This window comes from Actinacidiphila sp. bgisy167, assembly GCF_057707665.1.
In genome coordinates this window covers 25449-44718 of record NZ_JBYIQP010000058.1, presented here as the reverse complement: position 1 = coordinate 44718, position 19270 = coordinate 25449, and the positions used below count along the sequence as shown (strand labels likewise).

Annotated in this window: 17 protein-coding genes; 8 read left to right on the top strand and 9 right to left on the bottom strand. The window is 73.3% G+C overall.

Translation table 11 applies throughout. From position 1 onward, the window contains the following. Nucleotides 1-29 precede the first annotated feature (29 nt). From ku to AC3ET4_RS21235, 3 genes are all read right to left on the bottom strand, one after another. Nucleotides 30-1097: a non-homologous end joining protein Ku gene (gene ku / locus AC3ET4_RS21245; RefSeq protein WP_431951716.1), complete on the bottom strand. Its 1068-nt coding sequence runs from the start codon at nt 1095-1097 to the stop codon at nt 30-32. A gap of 128 nt (nt 1098-1225) precedes the next feature. Further along, nucleotides 1226-4588, bottom strand: a complete 3363-nt coding sequence (locus AC3ET4_RS21240; RefSeq protein ID WP_431951714.1) for an ATP-binding protein — start codon at nt 4586-4588, stop codon at nt 1226-1228. Nucleotides 4589-4708: 120 nt separating this feature from the next. Further along, nucleotides 4709-4933, bottom strand: a complete 225-nt coding sequence (locus AC3ET4_RS21235; RefSeq protein ID WP_431951712.1) for a hypothetical protein — start codon at nt 4931-4933, stop codon at nt 4709-4711. 270 nt (nt 4934-5203) lie between these two features. Here AC3ET4_RS21235 and AC3ET4_RS21230 point away from each other — a divergent pair, with 270 nt between their 5' ends. Then, nucleotides 5204-5995, top strand: a complete 792-nt coding sequence (locus AC3ET4_RS21230; protein WP_431951710.1) for a site-2 protease family protein — start codon at nt 5204-5206, stop codon at nt 5993-5995. Here AC3ET4_RS21230 and AC3ET4_RS21225 read toward each other — a convergent pair. Both AC3ET4_RS21225 and npdG read right to left on the bottom strand, forming a co-directional pair. Next, nucleotides 5985-6179 (bottom strand): hypothetical protein, encoded by a 195-nt coding sequence (locus tag AC3ET4_RS21225; RefSeq protein WP_431951724.1) that lies wholly within the window; start codon nt 6177-6179, stop codon nt 5985-5987. The genes AC3ET4_RS21230 and AC3ET4_RS21225 overlap by 11 nt on opposite strands. A gap of 76 nt (nt 6180-6255) precedes the next feature. Next, complete coding sequence (npdG, locus tag AC3ET4_RS21220; protein WP_431951708.1) at nt 6256-6972, bottom strand: NADPH-dependent F420 reductase; 717 nt, start codon at nt 6970-6972, stop codon at nt 6256-6258. A 592-nt stretch (nt 6973-7564) separates the two neighbouring features. Between npdG and AC3ET4_RS21215 the strand changes: the two genes are divergently transcribed. Together AC3ET4_RS21215 and AC3ET4_RS21210 are read left to right on the top strand one after the other, a co-directional pair. Continuing rightward, a complete protein-coding gene (locus AC3ET4_RS21215) occupies nt 7565-8158 on the top strand; it encodes a hypothetical protein (RefSeq protein ID WP_431951706.1) in 594 nt (197 codons plus the stop codon). Between the two features lie 285 nt (nt 8159-8443). After that, nucleotides 8444-9661 carry an MFS transporter gene (locus tag AC3ET4_RS21210; protein WP_431951722.1) on the top strand — a complete coding sequence of 406 codons (1218 nt, stop codon included), beginning with the start codon at nt 8444-8446 and terminating at the stop codon, nt 9659-9661. Between the two features lie 25 nt (nt 9662-9686). Here AC3ET4_RS21210 and AC3ET4_RS21205 read toward each other — a convergent pair whose 3' ends face one another. The 3 genes from AC3ET4_RS21205 to AC3ET4_RS21195 form a co-directional block, all read right to left on the bottom strand. After that, a complete protein-coding gene (locus AC3ET4_RS21205) occupies nt 9687-11408 on the bottom strand; it encodes a carbohydrate binding domain-containing protein (RefSeq protein WP_431951704.1) in 1722 nt (573 codons plus the stop codon). Between the two features lie 99 nt (nt 11409-11507). Continuing rightward, nucleotides 11508-12512, bottom strand: a complete 1005-nt coding sequence (locus tag AC3ET4_RS21200) for a CapA family protein (RefSeq protein WP_431951702.1) — start codon at nt 12510-12512, stop codon at nt 11508-11510. Nucleotides 12513-12544: 32 nt separating this feature from the next. Beyond that, complete coding sequence (locus AC3ET4_RS21195; RefSeq protein WP_431951700.1) at nt 12545-12778, bottom strand: hypothetical protein; 234 nt, start codon at nt 12776-12778, stop codon at nt 12545-12547. 64 nt (nt 12779-12842) lie between these two features. On the opposite strand from AC3ET4_RS21195, the gene map reads away from it, so the two are divergent. The 5 genes from map (at nt 12843) to AC3ET4_RS21170 (ending at nt 18083) form a co-directional block, all read left to right on the top strand. Continuing rightward, nucleotides 12843-13691 (top strand): type I methionyl aminopeptidase, encoded by an 849-nt coding sequence (map, locus tag AC3ET4_RS21190; protein WP_431951698.1) that lies wholly within the window; start codon nt 12843-12845, stop codon nt 13689-13691. Between the two features lie 120 nt (nt 13692-13811). Continuing rightward, nucleotides 13812-14948 (top strand): iron uptake system protein EfeO, encoded by a 1137-nt coding sequence (gene efeO, locus AC3ET4_RS21185; protein WP_431951696.1) that lies wholly within the window; start codon nt 13812-13814, stop codon nt 14946-14948. Nucleotides 14949-14968: 20 nt separating this feature from the next. After that, nucleotides 14969-16219, top strand: a complete 1251-nt coding sequence (efeB, locus tag AC3ET4_RS21180; RefSeq protein ID WP_431951694.1) for an iron uptake transporter deferrochelatase/peroxidase subunit — start codon at nt 14969-14971, stop codon at nt 16217-16219. A 15-nt stretch (nt 16220-16234) separates the two neighbouring features. Next, on the top strand, nt 16235-17206 hold the full coding sequence (gene efeU, locus AC3ET4_RS21175) for an iron uptake transporter permease EfeU (RefSeq protein ID WP_431951720.1): 972 nt from the start codon (nt 16235-16237) through the stop codon (nt 17204-17206). Continuing rightward, the gene (locus tag AC3ET4_RS21170) at nt 17124-18083 is read left to right on the top strand and encodes an SCO2278 family lipoprotein (protein WP_488175950.1); all 960 of its coding nucleotides are present in this window, start codon (nt 17124-17126) and stop codon (nt 18081-18083) included. Before efeU ends, AC3ET4_RS21170 begins: the two co-directional genes overlap by 83 nt. A 63-nt stretch (nt 18084-18146) precedes the next feature. Here AC3ET4_RS21170 and AC3ET4_RS21165 read toward each other — a convergent pair whose 3' ends face one another. Further along, the gene (locus AC3ET4_RS21165) at nt 18147-18893 is read right to left on the bottom strand and encodes a bifunctional DNA primase/polymerase (RefSeq protein WP_431951690.1); all 747 of its coding nucleotides are present in this window, start codon (nt 18891-18893) and stop codon (nt 18147-18149) included. Nucleotides 18894-19270: the final 377 nt, after the last annotated feature.

Sequence of the window (19270 nt, the reverse complement as noted above, 5' to 3'; positions counted from 1 at the left end):
TTAAGGCCGGGGGCCTGGGGCCGGGCCTGTCAGGAGGCGCGGGTCCTGCGCCGTCCTCGGGTGCCGGTGCCGGCCTTCGAGAGGGCCTTGATCAGTTCCTCCCGGGTCATCGTCGACCGGCCGGGGACGTCGGCCTCCGAGGCCCGCTTGTAGAGTTCGGCCTTGCTCAGGCTCTCCAGCTTCGAGGCCTTCGCCGTCCTCTTCTCCGTCTTCCCGCCCTGAGGGGTCGCCTGCCGCTTCTCGGCGGCCTTCCGCAACTGGGTGGGCGGCCGCCCACCGTCGGACTCGGCCTTCTTCTCCTCCGCGGCCCCGCCCTTGGCGGACTTGGCCCGGTCCACGCTGGCCTGCAGCGCCGCCATCAGGTCGATGACGTTGGTGGACGACGGCGGCGCCTCGCCCTTCTCCACCACCGCACCGGAGCGCTTGGCCTCGACCAGTTCCCGGACCTTCTCCTGGTACGTGTCGTGGTAGGCGTGCGGGTCCCAGTCGATGCTCAGCGCGTCGACCAGTTGCACGGCCGTCTGCAGCTCGCGGTCGGCGACGTCCTGCGCCTCCGGGATGCTCCCGACCTCGCGCCGCGGGTCGCGGACCTCGTCGGCCCAGTGCAGGGTGTGCAGCGCCAGGACGTCCTCCTCCGCCTTCACGGCGACGAGGTACTCGCGGTTGCGCATGACGACGGTGGCGACCCCCACCTTGCCGGACCGGGCCAGCGCCTGGTGCAGGAGGGTGTAGACCTTGGCGTACTCCTGGCCGCGCGGCGCCAGGTAGTAGCTCCTGTCGAAGTAGATGGGGTCGACCTTCTCGAGGTCGACGAAGCCCGTGATGTCCAGGGCCTTGGAACGTCCAGGGGCGATCTCGTCGAGCTCCTCGGGCTCGACCACCACGTACTCGTCCCCCATGTCGAAGCCCTTGACGATCTCCTCGAGGGGGACCTCCTCGCCGGTGCGCTCGTTCACCCGCTTGTTGCGCACGCGGTCGGAGGTCCCGCGCTGGATCTGGTTGAAGCGGATCGTATGGCTCTCGGTCGCGGTGAAGAGCTGCACCGGCACGGACACCAGGCCGAAGGTCAGTACGCCGCTCCAGACTGCGCGAGCCATGGGTGATCCGCCTTTCTTGATCTCTCCAGCTCCATCGGACCCCTGCCGGGCCGTGATCGCATCTCGGCGACGCCGAACGAAGTGCTCGGAGAGTCGGCGGCGGCCCCGGGCGAGCCCGGGGCCGGGCGTCAGACGGGCTCGCGCAGCAGCTCGGCCGCCTCGGGGAAGGCCAGCGCCGCGCCCTCGCGGTAGGCGGCGGCGAACTCCTCCTCTCCCAAATGGCCGCGCAGCCGTACCGCGTCCTCCTCCAGGCTCGTGCGCTCCCACGGGGTGGTGGCGGTCTGCCGCAGCGCGTCGTGCGCGCCCATGAGCACCGCGGCGCGGCGCGCCGGAGCGCGGACGTCGTCGCCGCTTCGCAGCCCGGCGACACCGGTGAAGAGCGCGACGCCCGGCGTGAAGAGCAGCACCCCCACGCGCGGCCCGATGACCGGGGTGAGCGGGTCTCCCTCCAGGGAGGCGACGGCCTCGACGAGGTGGCGCAGCCCGCCGTACGGATCGCCGGCCATGCCGGTGAGCCAGCCGCGGATCGCGGAGAGCAGCCTGACGATGAACGAGGGCATCCCGCGCGGCGGGTCGGCCTGCATGGCGTCCAGCAGCTCGAAGGCCTCGTCCAGATCCCCGCGCCGGGCCAGCAGGGCGATCAGCAGCACCTTGCCGTAGTACCCGGCGTCGTCGCCCGCAGGCCGGAAGGCCCCGGACTCCGCCACCCCCTCGCGGATCAGCCGCTCGCCCTCCACGAGGTCGCCGCCGTTGGCGAGGGCGTCGCCCAGGCGGACCTTCATGATGGGCACATGCTGGTGGGCGCCGAGGGTGCGGGCGAGGGCGATGGCCTCGCGGCAGCTCGCCGCGGCACGGTCCCAGTCGCCCGCGTTGGCGGTCGCCTCCGCCTCCGCCGCCAGCGCCTCGGCCATGCCCCAGTCGTCGCCGACCCTGCCGAACAGCTCGCGGGCCTCGCGGATGTCCTCCATGGAGGCCTCGAGCCGGTCGGCCACGTCGTTCATCACCTTGGCGCGGAACTGCAGCGCGAACGCCAGCTCCCACACGCGGCCGTGCCGTCGGCAGCTGTCGACCGTGTCGTCGACGAGCTCGGACATGAGGTCGAAGCGCCCGGTCAGCATGGCGCCGAGCATGCGGAAGAGGCCAGGCCTGAGGCTGGACTGCGGCAGCTCCGGCGGATAGGCCTCGATGATCGCCTCGCCCAGCGGAACCAGCTCCGGGTCGTTCCACACGTCGCGCTCGCCCATGTACGCGAACAGCTCGGCGGTGCGCACCCAGCGCCGCGCCTCGGTGAGCTGCTGCGGGCTCATCGGCAGCGGGTCGTCCAGCGGCCCGCGGTCCAGCGGCGGCAGCCGCAGCGGTTCGGCGAAGGCGTCCACCGGGCTCATCCCGGCCACCACCGCGGGCCAGTGGGCCATCTCACTGCGGTAGTCGCGCATCTCCCAGAACCAGCCGCAGGACAGCACCAGGCAGAGCGCCTCCTGCTCGTCCCCGGTGTCCACCGCCCGGCGGATCGCCGCCCGCAGGTTGTCGTGCTCGCGCTCCAGCCGCTCCAGCCACCGCAGTTGGCGCGGCCCGCGCAGCTCGGGGTCGGCGGTGCGGACGTACTCGCGGAAGTACGCGGTGTGGCGGCGCCCCACGGCGGCGCGCTCGCCTGCCTCGTCGAGGCGTTCGGCGGCGTACTCGCCGATGGTCTCCAGCATGCGGTAGCGGGCGCCGTCCTCGGTGAGGTCGGCGACGACCAGCGACTTGTCGACGAGCGAGGCCAGGACGGAGGCGACGTCGCGGGCGTCCACGGCGTCGCCGTCCCCGCCGCACACCGCCTCGGCGGCGGCGAGGTCCCAGCCGCCGGCGAAGACGGCGAAGCGGCGCAGCACGATCCGCTCGGCCTCGCTGAGCAGGCCCCAGCTCCAGTCGACGACCGCGCGCAGCGTCTGCTGGCGGGGCAGCACCGTGCGGCTGCCCGCGGTGAGGATGCGGAAGCGGTCGTCGAGCCGGTCCGCGAGCTGGCGAGGCGTCATCATCCGCAGGCGGGCCGCGGCCAGTTCGATGGCGAGCGGCAGTCCGTCGAGCCTGCGGCACAGCTCCGCGCAGGCCTCCGGGTCCTCCTCCGGGGTGAATCCCGGCCGGGCCGACGCGCCGCGGTCGGCGAGCAGACGCAGGGCCGGGGTGCGCGGCAGCGGGTCCAGGGGACGGATCAGCTCGCCGGGCACCCCGAGCGGCTCGCGGCTGGTGGCCAGCACCGCCACGCCGGGGCAGTGCACGAGCAGCCGTTCCGCGAGCTCGGCGGCGGCGCCGATCACATGCTCGCAGTTGTCCAGGACGAGCAGCATGCGGCGGTCCGCGCAGTACTCCGTGAGCTGCAGCAGCGGGTCCTTCGCCGCGGCCTTCGCCTCGGCGGTCAGCGCCGCCTCGGTCGCCGAGGCCGGGTGCAGCAGCGTCTCGCGCAGACCCAGCGCGTTCACCACGGCGACGGCCACGGTGCGCGGGTCCTCCACGGGCGCCAGCTCCGCGAACCAGACCCCGTCCGGCCACCGCCCGGCGACCAGGTCGCCGGCCTCCTGCGCCAGGCGGGTCTTGCCGGTGCCGCCGGGGCCGGTGACGGTGACCAGCCGCGCGGCCGCCAGATCCGCGGCGATCGCGGACAGGTCCGTCTCACGGCCGACGAAGCTGGTCAGCCGGGCCCGCGCGTTGCCGCGCCGCGGCGCGGCGGCGGGCGCCGGGGCCGGTACGGGTGCCGGTGCGGGCGCCGGGGCCGGCTCTGGGGCATCGGCGGAGGGGCGCAGCAACTCGGCATGGAGAGAGCGCAGTTCGGGGCCGGGGTCGGCGCCCAGCGTCTCCGCGAGCTCGCGCCGGACCTCCTCGTACGCCGCCAGCGCGTCGGCGCCCCGGCCCGCCTCGCGCAGCGCACGCAGCCGCAGCACCTGCACCGCCTCGTTCAGCGGATGGGCCGCGGCCAGCTCCACAGCCCGCGGCAGCGCCTGCTCCGCGCGGCCGAGCGCCACCTGAGCGGTGATCAGCAGCCGCTCGGCGTCCAGCCGCAGCGCGTCGTAGCGGGGCGCGACGGACGCGCGGTCCGGGAGGTCGGCCAGCACCGGGCCGCGCCACAGCGCGAGCCCGGAGTCCAGGGCCTCGGCGGCCTTGGCGGCGTCGCCGTCGGCGAGCGTCCGGCCGCCGTCGTCCACCAGCCGCTCGAAGCGGTACAGGTCCACGGCGTCCGGCGCCACGACCAGGCGGTAGCCGCCGTCCGCCGAGCCGACCGCCTCATGCCCGACCGCCCGCCGCAACCGGGCGACCAGCGCCTGCAGCGCGCCGGTGGCGTCGGCGGGCGGTTCGTCCGCCCACACCTCGCCGATCAGCGCCTCGGTGGTCCGCACCCGGCCCGGGCGCAGCGCCAGCGCGGCGAGCAGCGCCCTCAGCCGCGGGCCGGCCAGAGGCACGACGGTGCCGTCGTCGTGATGGGCCTGGGTCGTCCCGAGAATGCCGTAGCGCACGCCCCCATTCTGTCCGAGGCGCCTTCAGCGCCGCCCCCGGGTTGTCAGAGCTCGCCGCCCGCGCCGTTCGCAGGCGGGCGGCCGCACCGGGCCACTCCGGCGCAGCGGGCGCGGAACCGGTCATACGCCCCTGCAGGCGTCCGCGCGGAACTGTGCCAACGGCTCGGTGGCGTCTCCGTCGTCGGGGGCGTAGAGCGTGGCCCCGTCGATGCGGTCGTGGCAGACCGGCATCACCCGCGAGGGCGTGCCGTCCTCGCTCACGGCGATGCCGGTGACCCCCGCCGCCGCCGGCACGGTGCATCCGGTCAGTGTGCCGAGCGCCACGACGCAGAGCGCCGCCGGCACGGCGAACCTCTTCCCCCGCAGGATCCCCTGTTCGCCCCGGGCCCCGGGCTCGGGCCCGTCTCCGTGGCTTCCCAGTGCCCCCGCCGCCGCCTCCGGCGCAGCGGGCGCGGCCCGACCGATGACGGGTCGCAACGCGGGGGCGCTCGCGAGGAACGTCAGGCGTTCGCGGAGCGTTACCCCGCCGTGGGTGTGCCCGGCGGCAGCCGAATGGCATGATCGGGCGGCCAGCACCACGACCGTTGACGCACCGCCTCCGCAGGAGCCCACCCGATGACCACCGCAGCCGCCCGCAGCGAACGGCAGATCAGTCCCATCTTCCTGGGCCTGGTCGCGATCATGGCCGTCTCGGGGTGGGGGGTGTGGACGGGCTTCTCCAACAGCCCCGGCTTCGCCGTCTTCCTCTTCGTCGTGTCAGGCTGGGTCGTCTCCCTGTGCCTGCACGAGTACGCGCACGCCCGCACCGCCCTGCACGGCGGCGACATCTCGATCGGCGCCAAGGGCTACCTGACCCTGAACCCGCTGAAGTACACGCACGCGCTGCTGAGCATCGTGCTGCCGGTGATCTTCGTGATCCTGGGCGGCATCGGCCTGCCCGGCGGCGCCGTTTTCATCGAGCGCGGCAGGATCGACGGCCGCTGGAAGCACAGCCTCATCTCGGCCGCGGGGCCGCTGACCAACGTGCTGTTCGCGATCGCCCTGATGCTGCCCTTCACCTTCGGCGTCGTCCCCCTCGACCTCGCCCACGCGCCCTTCTCGTCCGCGCTGGCGTTCCTGGCGATGCTGCAGGTCACGGCGGCGATCCTGAACCTGCTGCCGGTGCCGGGCCTGGACGGCTACGGCGTGATCGAGCCGTGGCTCTCGTACCGGACGCGGCGGCAGCTGGAGCCGTTCGGGCAGTTCGGGCTGCTGGCCGTCTTCGGCGTGCTGTGGATCCCCGAGGTCAATGCCGCCTTCTTCGGCTTCATCGACTCCGTGACGGGGGCCTTCGGGATCCCGGACGGGCTGTCGGGCCTGGGCCACGCCTACTTCCAGTTCTGGAACGGTGACCCGCTCAGCCAGTGACGCGCTCCCGGTCGGACTCGCGCTCCGCCTTCGCCTTGCGCACGTAGTACCAGCACATGTTGCTGGTGAGGCCCGCGATCAGGAGCCAGAAGACACCGAGCCAACTGCCCTGCACGAAGGAGACGACGGCGGCGGCCACGGCGAGCGCGCACAGGACGAGCGCGTAGAGGGCGAGGCGGGGCATGGGGGCGGCTCCTGTCGGATCGGTCACGAACCCGGCCATTGTCCCCCATGCCCTCGCGGCCCCTGGCTCGCGGCCCCTATACGTCGGTCACCCGCAGACCGGCGTGGGCCTTGTAGCGGCGGTTGACCGAGATCAGGTTGGCGACCAGCGCCTCCACCTGGTGCGCGTTCCGCAGCCGCCCGGCGAAGACGCCGCGGATGCCGGGGATGCGCGCGGCGAGCGCCTGGACCAGGTCGGTGTCGGCGCGGCTGTCGCCGAGGACGAGGACGTCGGTGTCGATGGAGTCGATCTCCGGGTCCTCGAGCGTCACCGCGGACAGGTGGTGGAAGGCGGCGGTGACGCGGGAATCCGGCAGCAGCGCGGCGGCCTGCTGGGCGGCGCTGCCCTCCTCCGGCCTCAGGGCGTACGCGCCCTGCTTGTCGAAGCCGAGCGGGTTGACGCAGTCCACCACGAGCTTGCCGGCGAGTTCCTCGCGCAGGGACTCCAGGGTCGCGCCGTGGCCCTCCCACGGGACGGCGACGATGACGACGTCGCTGCGGCGGGCGGTCTCCGCGTTGTCGGCGCCCTGCACCCCGAGGCCGAGCCGGTCGGCCGTGGCCTGGGCGCGGTCCGCCGCGCGCGAGCCGATGATCACCCGCTGGCTGGCCTTGGCGAACCGGTACGCCAGGCCCCGGCCCTGCGGGCCGGTGCCACCGAGGACGCCGACGACGAGGCCCGACACGTCGGGCAGCTGCCAGGGGTCCTTCGCCGGGGCTTTCGGGGCGGGGGTCTCATTGCCACTGTCAACAGTCATACCGCGATCCTGCCAGGCGGGGGCGGCGCCCGGCCCGCCCGGCCGGTGTGAGCGGTTCCGCACGGCCCATCCCCCGCGAGGTCCGGCGTGACCGCCGCGGCGCACAGCAGGCGCGCCGCGCACTCCGATGGAGCCCGTGCCGCGGCGGCTTCGCCGCTGCCGCCGCCTGGTGTGACGCCTCCACGGCCCTAGCGGGCGCACCTCGCCTCGATCCGTCTCGCCCCGCGCCGCCGACCGCGGGCAGGGTGCCCCCGGGCGTGGTCTGCCCGCCGTCCCGGGGCCGCGGACACCTCGCGGACCGCCTCGTCGGAGAGCGGCGGAGCCGTGCGGCCCCCGGACGTCTCGCAGATGCGGCCCGGCCACGGCGGATGACGGGCGGGTGGAGACTCGCCCGTCCACCCGCGGTCGCCGCGGCACCCGCCGCGCACCGCGGGCGCAGATCCCGGGCGCGGCCGGGCCGCCGTGCGGCGGCGGGTCGCGGAGGAGCGGGAAGCGGAGCCCCACGCCCGACCGCGGGCAAAAGCCGACCCCCTTCGAGTGAGCGAGACCCGAAGCGGGGCGGGGCGGGAGCGCGGTCGGCGAGGATGGGCGCATGGATGCCGCACGGGTGGAGGTCGTCCGCGAACTGCTGGCCGGCAGCGGGTGGCCGGAGCTGACCCGCTCCTTCGCCGGATCGCTGCGCGGTGCCGTCCGCCGGGGACCGGCGGGCGGGTTGCTGCTCGTCGGCAGCGGGGAGTACGAGCCCTGGCACATGGCGGCCCACCTTGACGAGGAGGCCGCCTGGAGCGGGCTGCCGGAGCTGTCGCCGACGCTGGTACGGCACCATGTGCCGCCGGGCGCGCCCCCGCACCTCGCGGTCGGTACGGCCCGCCTCGAGGCGGCGCGCAGGGGCGAGACGGTGCTGGTGGTCACGCCGCAGCGCGCCGAGGCCGGGCTGCTGGAGCGGGTGGACGACGCCCGGCGCTCCGGCGCGACGGTGCTGGCGATGGACGCGGGCGACCCGGAGCTGCGCGGGCTGGCCCACGACGCGCTCACCGTGCCGCCGGAGCCCGCCGAGGTCGGCATGGACGTGCTGCAGCACCTGGTCAGCGCGGCGGCCGGACGCCGGCTGCGGCTGCGGGACCGGTTGCCCGGGCTCGCGCGGCTCGCCGAGCAGTTGGTGTCGCCGCCTCAGGCCGGCTGGTAGCGGAGCCGTCCTCGGTCGCCGCCGGACCGCCCGGCCACACGGAGGGACGGGTGCGCGGGCGGACGGGCGCGCGGGGGGACCGGCGGGAGGCCGGCGCTGCGCTGCGGGGCTGAGCTGCGTGGACGGACGGGCGAGTTGCGGACGGGCGTGCGGGCTCTCAGGGCACGGGACCCGGGCCCGGGGAAAACCGTTTGCGCCGACGGCTTCGCGCCCCGAGCATGCGGCCTCGTGCCCAGACTCCTTCCCGACCTCGCACCGTGGCGGGCCTCGCGCGACTTCCGCCTGATGTGGTGCGCCGGCCTGATCACCAACTTCGGCAGCTTCCTGACCTTCGTGGCCGTGCCGGTCCAGGTCAAGGAGCTGACCGGCTCCACCCTCGCGGTCGGCGCGCTCGGCGCCGTCGAACTGGTGCCGCTGATCGTCTGCGGTCTCTACGGCGGGGCGCTCGCGGACGCCCTGGACCGGCGCAAGCTCATCGTGTGGACGGAGGCGGCGCTCGGGGTGCTGTCGGCCGTGCTGCTCGTCAACGCCCTGCTGCCGCGGCCGGTGATCTGGCCGCTGTATGTGGTCGCCGCGCTGACCAGCGCGCTGGGCGGACTCCGGCGGCCGGCCCTGGACGCGATCGTGCCGCGCGTCGTCCCGCACGAGCACCTGACCGCGGCGGCCTCCTTGAACGCGCTGCGCTGGCAGATCGGCGCGATCGCCGCGCCCTCGCTGGCGGGCGTGCTGATCGCGTACGCCGGACTGCGGTGGGCGTACGCCATCGACGCGCTCACCTTCGCCGTCTCCGTCGTCCTCGGCCTCGGGCTGCGGCCCTCGCCGCCCGCGCACGACGCGAAGCGCCCCTCGCTGCACTCGATCGCGGAGGGCGCGCGCTACGCGTGGAGCCGCAAGGAACTGCTCGGCACCTACGCGGTGGACCTCGCCGCGACCGGGCTGGCGTTCCCGATCGCCGTCTTCCCCTTCCTGGCGGACGAGTTGGGCGCGCCCTGGTCGCTCGGCCTGATGTACGCGGCCCTGCCGGCCGGTGCGCTGCTGACGAGCCTCACCGGCGGCTGGTCGTCGCGCGTGCACCGGCACGGACGGGCCATCGTGCTGGCCGCGGCGGGCTTCGGGCTGTGCATGGCGGCGGCCGGCTGGTCCCGCAACGTGTGGGCGGTGCTGGCCTTCCTGGCGCTGGCGGGGGCGTTCGACATGGTCAGCGGCGTCTTCCGGGCCACGATGTGGAACCAGACGATCCCCGACGCGCTGCGCGGGCGGCTGGCCGGCATCGAGTTGCTCTCCTTCACCCTCGGCCCGCAGGTCGGCCAGGTGCGGGCGGGCGGCTCGGCGGCGCTGCTGGGTCTGCGCACTTCGGTGTGGACGGGCGGGCTGGCGTGTGTGGCGGCGGTCGGGGCACTGGCCGCGTGCCTGCCGACGCTGATGGCGTACGACGCCCGGACCGACGAGCACGCCCTGCGCATGCGCGAGGCGGCGGAGGACGTGGCGTCCCCCGCCGCCTGACCCGTGGGGAGGGTCTGGTCGCGGATCAGCCGGTGAAGCCGGCGGTGATCGAGGTGAACTGCCAGGTGCTCTGGCTGATGCCGGAGCAGTTGCTGGTCACGCCGCCGCCGGGGCACGGGCGGTCGCGGTTGACGGCCCAGTAGGCGAGCCGGGCGATGTGGTGGGAGTTGGCCCAGTCCCGGATCTGGGTCCAGATGGCCGGGGTGGTGTTCTCCTGCTGGTCGCTCAGCCCGTTCATGCCGGAGATGCCGAGGTGGGCGTAGGCGGTGGCGTCGTCCCAGCCGAAGGCGGACTTCAGCTTGGCCTTGAGGCCTTCGGCGGCGTTCACGGTGTTGCCGTACATGTCGGCGCCCCCGCCGAAGTTGAACGGCATGATCGTGAAGACGTCGATGTCCGCGCCGAGCGCCGCGGCCCGCTCGATGAGGCGGTTGCCCGAGTCGTCCGGGCCGGTCCTCGAGGTGCCGAAGGTGACGATCGTGCGGATGCCCGGGTTGTTCTGCTTGACGATCTTCAGGGCGTTCAGGATGCGGTCCTGGACGGCCGCGTTCTCGAACTCGTCGGTGTTCTCGATGTCGACGTCGATCGCCTTGAGGCCGTAGGCGTTGATCACCTTCTGGTACGCGCCGGCGAGCGCCTCGGGCGTGGAGCAGTTGGGCCCGAGCTTGTTGCCGCTCCAACCGCCGATGGACGGGACGATGTCGCCGCCGGCGGCCCGGATGGCGTTGATGGTCGACTGGTCGGTGCCGCCGGTCAGCGGACGGGAGCCGTCCCAGGCGGGGTTGCAGCCGCCGGAGGAGAGGATGAAGGCCATCGTGAACCACTTGACGCCGGTGGCGTTCATCACCGTGGCCGGGCTCGGCGGGTCGCCCCAGCCGAGGAAGAGATAGGGCGCGGCCTGCTTGAAGCCGGTGCCCCCGCCGCCGCCGCCCGCGCTGGTGGTGACAGTCACCGCGTTGGAGGCTGCCGAGGTGTTGCCCGCGGCGTCGCGGGCCCTGACGGTGAAGGTGTACGACGTGTTCGCGGCCAGTCCGGTGACGGTGGCGGAGGTGCCGGTCACGGTGGTGGCCAAGGTGCTGCCGCGGTAGACGTCGTAGCCGGTCACACCGGTGTTGTCGGTGGCGGCGTTCCAGGACAGCGAGACGCTGGAGGCGGTCTTGCCGGTGGAGGTGAGGCCGCCGGGCGCGCTGGGTGCCTGGGTGTCCCCGCCCGGGCCGCCTCCGCCGCCCGGACCGTCCAGGCTGATGTCGTCGGCGTTGTAGGCGCCTTGCGCGTACCAGCCGTGGACATAGATCTGGACGCTGGTCTGCGACGCGCCGGTGGTGAAGGGGACGGTCAGCTGGGTGTAGGCGGCGGCGGACGGGGTCCAGGTGGACGGGCCGCCGGTGACGCCGAGGTAGACGTACGCGCCGCGCACCCAGCCGGAGAGCGTGTACGCGGTGTTCGGCTGCACGGAGACGGTCTGGGTGCACTGGGCGGTGTCGCTGCTGCTGACCGCGCCGGCGAGTGCCCTGGTGCCGCTGTGGACGGGGCTGCTGACGACCGATCCGCCGGAACAGGACCAGCCGGAGAGGCTGCCGCTCTCGAAGCCCGGGTTGGTCAGGAGGTTGGCGGCCTGGGCGGTGCCGGGTAAGGCGATCAGGCTGCCCGCGGCGGCGAGGAAGGCGGCGGTGACACCCGCGAGGAAGCGGGATCTGCGCGCTCGGGTGCGGGGCGCTCGGGTGCGGGGGACATGACGACGGAAGAGCACGTGACCTCCCTGTGGGGGGCGGGGGGCTGCGCTGCGCGAAGCGTCCGACCGGTGGTCTGGACCTTTCATCGCGGATTGAAGCGGACTGTCGTGCCCCCGTCAAGAGCCCTCGGCCGCCGCCGTCCCGTCCCAGCGCACGACCAACCGCCCGCCCTCCTCCGCGACCCGCTGCCCGAACACCGCACACGCCCGCCGGAACCGCCGCGCGATCCACGCCCGTTCGACTCGATCCGCCAGCCGCGTACGGCAGAAGTCAAGGGCGATCGGCACCCCCTCCACCCGCACGGCCCTCCCACCGGCCAGGTCGAGGGTGACGAGGAAGAGGAGCCCGCGGTCGTTGCGCAGCCGCGCGTCGGTCGCGTAGTCGTCGACGAAGTCGCCGAGGTCGTAGAGCACTCCGTCCGCCACGCCGTGGAAGACGTGCGCGGAGGTGCCCGCCACGAGGGTGGCGCCGGCCGCGCGCAGCGCCGCCGCCGCGTCCCGGACGCCGCGGGAGGGGCCGGTGGTCATGTTGGGCCCCCAGTGCGGGGTGACCAGCACCGCCGGGGTCCGCTCGCGCAGGCTCGCGACGGCGTCGGTGAGCCGGCGCGGCACGCCGCCGGCCAGATCGGCGTAGGCGACCCCGGGGCGGTCGGGGCCCGCGGCGTACTCCGGGGGGTGGTCGGTGAAGCCGAGCACGCCGAGGGCCGGGGAACCAGCCGCGCCTCCCGTGTGGCCGAGCAGTGCCGGGGCGCGCGCCGCGCTCTCGTCCGGTCCGGCGCCCACGGCGGCTATCCCGGCGCCGGCAAGGTGGTCGAGGGTGTCCAGCAACGCCGTCCGGCCGTAGTCCAGGGCGTGGTTGTTGGCCAGGTTGACGCAGCTCACGCCCAGGTGCGTCAGGGCGCGCACGGCGACCGGAGGGGCGCGGAAGAAGAAGGGCTTCAACGGGTCGGGCCAGGGTTGCCCGCGGTCGGAGATCGCGCACTCCAGATTGAGCACGAAAAGGTCCGCCTCCCGCGCGACGGCCACGACCTCGTCGGAGAACAGCGCCTCCGCAGGGGCCTCGGCCAGCCGCGCGGCGACCGAGCGGCCGAGCATGGTGTCGCCGGCCAGACCGAGCTTCACCCTTCCATCGTGCACCCGGCCTCCGGGGCGGGTCAGTCCTCCCCGTCGTCCTGCACCCGGTCCTTCCACCGCGGGTCGTTCTCCCATTGAAGGTTCCGCTCGGCGGCCGTCTGCATGGCCCGCTCCGCGTCCACGCGGCTCGGGTACGGCCCCATGCGGTCCTTGGCGGGGCACTCGGGCCCCTCCTCGACCTTGTGGTGCTCGATGCAGTAGAACCACTCGCCGGGCTTCCCCGCGGGTTTGCGGACTCTCCTGAACAGCGCCATCGTCCCTCCTCGTACGACGTCCTGCCGCCATGCTGCCCGACCGGCCGCCGATACACTCGCTGACATGTCTGTCCTGGTTCCCGGCAAGCTCTCCCCCACCCGTCCCGTACCCGCCTCGATCCCGCGTCCCGAGTACGTGGGCCGGCCGGCGCCGCGGCCGTACGACGGCCCCGAGGTGCAGTCCACGGAGACGATCGAGAAGATGCGGATCGCCTCGCGGATCGCCGCACGGGCCATGGAGGAGGCGGCGAAGGCGATCGCCCCCGGGGTCACGACCGACGAACTCGACCGCATCGCGCACGAGTACATGTGCGACCACCGGGCCTACCCCTCGGACCTCGGGTACCGGGGCTTCCCCAAGTCGCTGTGCTCCTCCATCAACGAAGTCATCTGCCACGGCATCCCCGACTCCACCGAGCTCCGCGACGGCGACATCGTCAACCTCGACGTGACCGCCTATATCCACGGGGTGCACGGAGACACCAACGCCACCTATCTCGTCGGTGAAGTCGCCGAGGAATCAAGGCTGTTGGTGGAACGCACCCGGGAATCCCTGAGTCGCGCCATCAAGGCGGTCAAGCCCGGACGGCAGATCAACGTGATCGGCCGGGTCATCGAGTCCTACGCCAAGCGGTTCGGTTACGGCGTCGTGCGCGACTTCACGGGCCACGGGATCAACACCGCCTTCCACTCCGGCCTGATCATCCCCCACTACGACGACCCCCGCGCCACCACGGTGATGCGGCCGGGGATGACCTTCACCATCGAGCCGATGCTGACCCTGGGCACCCACGAGTACGAGATCTGGGACGACGGCTGGACGGTCGTCACGAAGGACCGCAAGCGAACGGCGCAGTTCGAGCACACGCTGGTGGTGACGGACACCGGCGCGGAGGTCCTGACCGCGCCTTGACCTTTTCATTAATCGGTCTTTACGAAAAACAGAAGAAGGCGCCGGGCGCCTCGGATAGGTTAGGCAAGCCTTTCGAAGGAAAGGCTTGCCTAAGCTTTCCCTGAGCCGCCTGGAGACCGCATGTCCGCCTCCCGCATGTCCGCCGTAGCCGCCGCCGGCATCGTGGTCGCCGTCACCGCCGTCACGGGGTGCGCGCAGAAGGCGGAGGGCGAGGCCTCCGACGCGATCAAGGTGGTCGCCTCGGACACCGCGTGCAAGGTCTCCCCGGCCAGCTTCCCGGCCGGGCACGTGCGGCTGGCTGTCGAGAACGAGGGCTCCAAGGTCACCGAGGTGTACGTCTACACCCCCAGCGACCGGATCGTGACCGAGCGGGAGAACATCGGCCCCGGCACCAAGGTCACCGTCACCGCCGAGATCAAGCCCGGGACGTACCAGATCGCCTGCAAGCCCGGTATGAAGGGCGACGGCATCCGCCAGAAGATCACCGTCACCGGCAAGGGCGCCGCCAAGAGCGACCCGCGCCTGGACGCCGCGGTGGCCTCCTACCGCCGGTACGTCCAGGAGCAGGCCGACCAGACCATCCCCGTGGTCCAGCGGTTCGCCGACGCGGTCAAGGCCGGCGACGTGGCGAAGGCCCAGTCGCTCTTCGCACCCTCCCGGGTCGGCTGGGAGCGCACCGAGCCGGTGGCGGAGTCCTTCGGCGACATCGACCCGCTGACCGACACCCGCGAGGACGGCCTGGAGGACGGCCAGAAGTGGACCGGCTGGCACCGGCTGGAGAAGTCCCTGTGGCAGGAGAAGAAGGCGGGGCCCGAGGAGGGCGCCCTCGCCGACCAGCTGGTCTCCGACCTGAAGGACTGGCAGACCCGGGTCGGCACGGCCGACATCACCGCCACCAGCATGGCCAACGGCGCCAAGGAGCTGCTGGACGAGGTCGCCACCGGCAAGATCACCGGTGAGGAGGACCGCTACTCCCACACTGACCTGTCCGACTTCCAGGCCAACGTCGAAGGCGCCCTGAAGGCGTACGAGCTGCTGAAGCCGGTCGCCGCCGAGAACGACCCGGCGCTCACCGCCGAGCTGGACAAGCAGTTCCCGGCTCTGACGGCGCTGCTCGACACCTACCGCAAGAGCGGCAGCCAGGCGGAGTTCGTCTCCTACGACACGGTCGGCAAGGACCAGCGCAAGAAGCTCTCGGACGCGGTCAACGCGCTCGCCGAGCCGCTGTCGAAGCTCGCCGCGGCCGTCGCGAAGTGACCGGGGGGAGCAGCGGGACCATGGCCGAAGAGACCGTCACCTCGCGTCGCAGGGTGCTCGGGTGGACCGGTGCCGGCGTCGTCGCCGCGGCCGCCGCCGGCGGCGCCGTGGCGGCGGTCCGCTCCGGGGGCGACGCGCGCCTCGCGGGCGCCGCGGGCAGCGCCATCGCCTTCCACGGGGAGAACCAGGCCGGCATCACGACCCCGGTGCAGGACCGGCTCCACTTCGCGTCCTTCGACGTCACCACCGAGGACCGCGAGGAGCTGGTCGAGCTCCTCAAGGAGTGGACCGACGCCGCCCGCAAGATGACGCAGGGCCGGCCTGTGGGCGAGGGCGCGGTCGGCGGCCTCGCCGAGGCCCCTCCGGACGACACCGGTGAGGCCCTGGGCCTGCCGGCCGCCCGGCTCACCCTCACCATCGGCTTCGGCCCCTCCCTGTTCGCCGCGAAGGACGGCGCCGACCGCTTCGGGCTCAAGGCGCGCCGCCCCGAGGCGCTGGTGGAGCTGCCCAAGTTCCCCGGCGACGCCCTCGACCCGAACCGCAGCGGCGGCGACCTGTGCATCCAGGCCTGCGCCGACGACCCGCAGGTGGCGGTGCACGCGATCCGCAACCTGGCCCGGATCGGCTTCGGCAAGGTCGCGATCCGCTGGTCGCAACTCGGCTTCGGCAAGACCTCCTCGACCACGCCCGAGGAGCAGACGCCGCGCAACCTGATGGGCTTCAAGGACGGCACGAACAACGTCGCGGGCTCCGACCGCGCCACGCAGGACAAGCACGTGTGGGTGTCCCCGAAGGACGGCCCGGCGTGGATGGCCGGCGGCTCGTACCTGGTCGCCCGCCGCATCCGGATGCACATCGAGACCTGGGACCGCACCTCTCTGCGGGAGCAGGAGGAGGTCTTCGGGCGGACGAAGGGCGAGGGCGCCCCGATCGGCAGGCAGCGCGAGCACGACGCACCGGACTTCTCGGCGATGCTCCCGGACGCGCACGTCCGCCTGGCCCACCCGGACAACAGCGGGGTGACGATCCTGCGCCGCGGCTACTCCTTCACCGACGGCACCGACGGCCTGGGCCGCCTGGACGCCGGGCTGTTCTTCATCGCCTACCAGCGCGACGTCCGGGACGGCTTCGTGCCGCTGCAGATGCGGCTGGCGAAGCACGACTCGCTCAACGAGTACATCCAGCACGTGGGTTCGGCCGTCTACGCCGTGCCGCCGGGCGTCCGCGACGAGGACGACTGGTGGGGCCGCGCGCTCTTCCAGACCAACTGAAGGGAGATGACCGCGGTGTTCGCCAACTACCTGATCGGGCTCCGGGAGGGCCTGGAGGCCAGCCTGGTCGTCTGCATCCTGGTCGCGTACCTGGTGAAGACCGGCCGCAGGGAGAAACTGCCGCCGGTCTGGCTGGGCGTGGGCGCCGCCGTCCTGGTGAGCATGGCCTTCGGCGCCGCCCTGCAGTTCGGCTCCTCCACGCTCACCTTCCAGGCGCAGGAGGCGCTGGGCGGTTCGCTGTCGATCGTCGCGGTCGGCCTGGTGACGTGGATGGTCTTCTGGATGCGGCGCACCGCCCGCCATCTGAAGGCCGAGCTCCACGGGAAGCTGGACGCGGCCATCGCCATGGGCACCGGAGCGCTGGTCGTCACCTCCTTCCTCGCCGTGGGGCGAGAGGGGCTGGAGACCTCGCTGTTCGTCTGGACGGCGGTACAGGCCACCGACGACGGTGTGCGCCCGCTGGCCGGCGCCGTGCTCGGGCTGCTGACCGCGGTGGTGCTGGGCTGGCTCTTCTACCGGGGCGCGCTGCACATCAACCTCGGCAGGTTCTTCACCTGGACCGGCGCCATGCTGGTCGTCGTGGCGGCGGGCGTGCTCGGCTACGGCTTCCACGACCTGCAGGAGGCCTCCTGGCTGCCGGGGCTGCAGGCGACGGCCTTCGACGTCAGCGGCACGGTGCCGGCCGACTCCTGGTACGGGACGCTGCTGAAGGGCGTGTTCAACTTCCAGCCGGACCCGACCTGGCTGCAGGTCACGGTCTGGGCGCTGTATCTCGCGCCCACGATGTGCCTGTTCCTCCGCCCCGGTAGGGTTACCGCGCCGGCCGTGAAGCCGTCCGCCGCAGCCCCGAAGGAGCCGACGTCCGATGACCCGCAGGTCGCGATTCCTGCCAGCGCTCGTCCTGTTGACGCTGACGGCGGCACCGCTGACCGGGTGCGTGACGGTGCACGGGGAGCGGGCGCTCATCCCCTCGGTGACGAAGGCTGAGGCCGCCGAGGCGCTGGACCGCTTCACCGAGGTCAACAACAAGGCGAACAAGGGCTTCGACGCGAGGCTGATCGCCACCGTCGAGTCCGGCCCCCTCGCCGCCGTCGACGTGGCCGGGCTGCGAGCCCGCCATGCCGTCGAGCCGGGCGGCAACCGCGACTTCAAGCCGCTGAGCCTGAACGACCCACGCTTTCTGATACCCCGCCAGGTGGGCTGGCCCAAGTGGTTCGTGGCCGATGTCGCGCCGCGGACGGGCGGGTCGGGCCCCGGTACGAACCGCTGGCTGATGGTCTTCGAACGGGGCGGAGCACGCGAGGCGTGGCAGGTCTCGTACGTCGCCGCCGTCCGGGCCTCCGCCGTTCCGGAGTTCACCCGTGACGCGCAGGGGTACGTGGAGCCGGTGGCGGCCGAGGACTCGGGGCTGGCGGTGGATCCCGCCGGGCTGGGCCGCGCCTACACCGACTACCTGGCCAAGGGCGACGCGAAGGACACCTCCGTGTTCGCTCCCGGGGCGTCGACCTCGGAGCTGGTCGCAGGCCGGGCGAAGAGCGCCCGTACCGCCCAGTCGGCCACCCAGTTCGCCGACCAACCCGCCACGGAGGGCGACTTCGCCCCACTGGGACTGCGCACCAAGGGCGGCGGCGCGCTGGTCTTCTTCGTCACGCACCACACCGCGAAGATCACCATGCTGCGGGCCGGCGTCGCGCCGCAGATCGACGCCTACACCAGGGCCCTGATGACCGGCACCATGCAGTCGTCGGTCACCTTGGGCCGGGTCGCCCGCCAGGCCGTGCTCGTCCCGCCGGAGAAGGACGGCGACGGCCGGGTCGTCTTCCTGGCCCGCACCATCGGTCTGGTCGCCGCACGCGGAGAGTGACGGGGCGGCGCGTCGTGCCCCCGGGTACAGGGCGGCGCCGGCCGGTGCCGCCCGGGCCGGGCGTCAGTGCAGCCAGCCGGCCGTCTCGGGTTCCGGCTCGACCTGGGCGCAGGCGTCGGTCAGCACCCCGAGCAGCGGCAGCGGGTCGGGCAGCGCCCGGTCCGGGCCGTGGCCGGCGACCCACGCGACGATGCCGCCCGAGGGCAGCCGCGAGGGCGGCAGCAGCACATAGCTGGCCCGGCAGTGCCAGCGCAGGCCCGGGTGCTCGTCGAGGGTCTCGGGATGGCAGTCCAGCTCGCAGGGCCACCACTCGTCCTCGTCGGCCGTGGCGCGGGTGGCGGTGAAGAACAGCATCCGCTCGTCGGAGACCGCGACGGGCCCGACCGCGTGGCCCTCGGAGGCCAGCCGCTGCAACGCGATCCGGCCCGCCTCGGCGGGTACGTCCAGGACATCGTGGGCGATGCCGGTCGCGGTGATGAAGTTGGCCAGCGGGTGCGTGCGCAGCCAGCGCCTGACCTGCTCGGGGTCGGTGGTGGCCTGGGTCTGCCAGGCGAAGGAGACAGGGTGGGTGCCCGGGGTGGGGCAGCCGATCCGGTCGCAGGAGCAGCGGTAACCGGAGACGGGCGAGGGATGGGCGGCCGGCGCCAGCGGCAGGCCCGCGCCCGCGGCTTCCTGCAGGAGCTCGTCCCGGCGCAGATCGTCCCCGTTCCGGCCGCCGGCGGCCGCGCGGACCGCGGCCCCGTCCACTCCGGCGCCTCGCTCCCCCGCTCTGCGGCGCAGCCAGCCGGACAACCTGCCTTTGGTGACCATCGAGCCCCTTTCCTCGCCCGTGCAGCCTGGCCCCACCCTACGTAACGAGACAAAGGGCGTTGGCGGAATCCACGGATGGCGGAAACCATCCTGCGCCTCGTTCACGTCCCGGTGGCACGCGGGGTCCCCCTGGTGGGGAATCCTTTACCTTTGCCGCACAACACATAAAGGGACCAACGCGACTAAAGTGCCATAGGGTATCCAAGCTGCCAGACAGGACGATATTCATCGTCGCCGCTGCTGGCGGCGGTGGCGGCGAGCGCCGGACGGGCGCCGGAGGGCCGTGAGCACCGTCACCCGTGAGCCGAAGCACTTCCCGCGCCCGGCGGGCACCGGCGTTAGCCTGGCTTTCCCGACACCTCGTCGGCAAGCCGTCG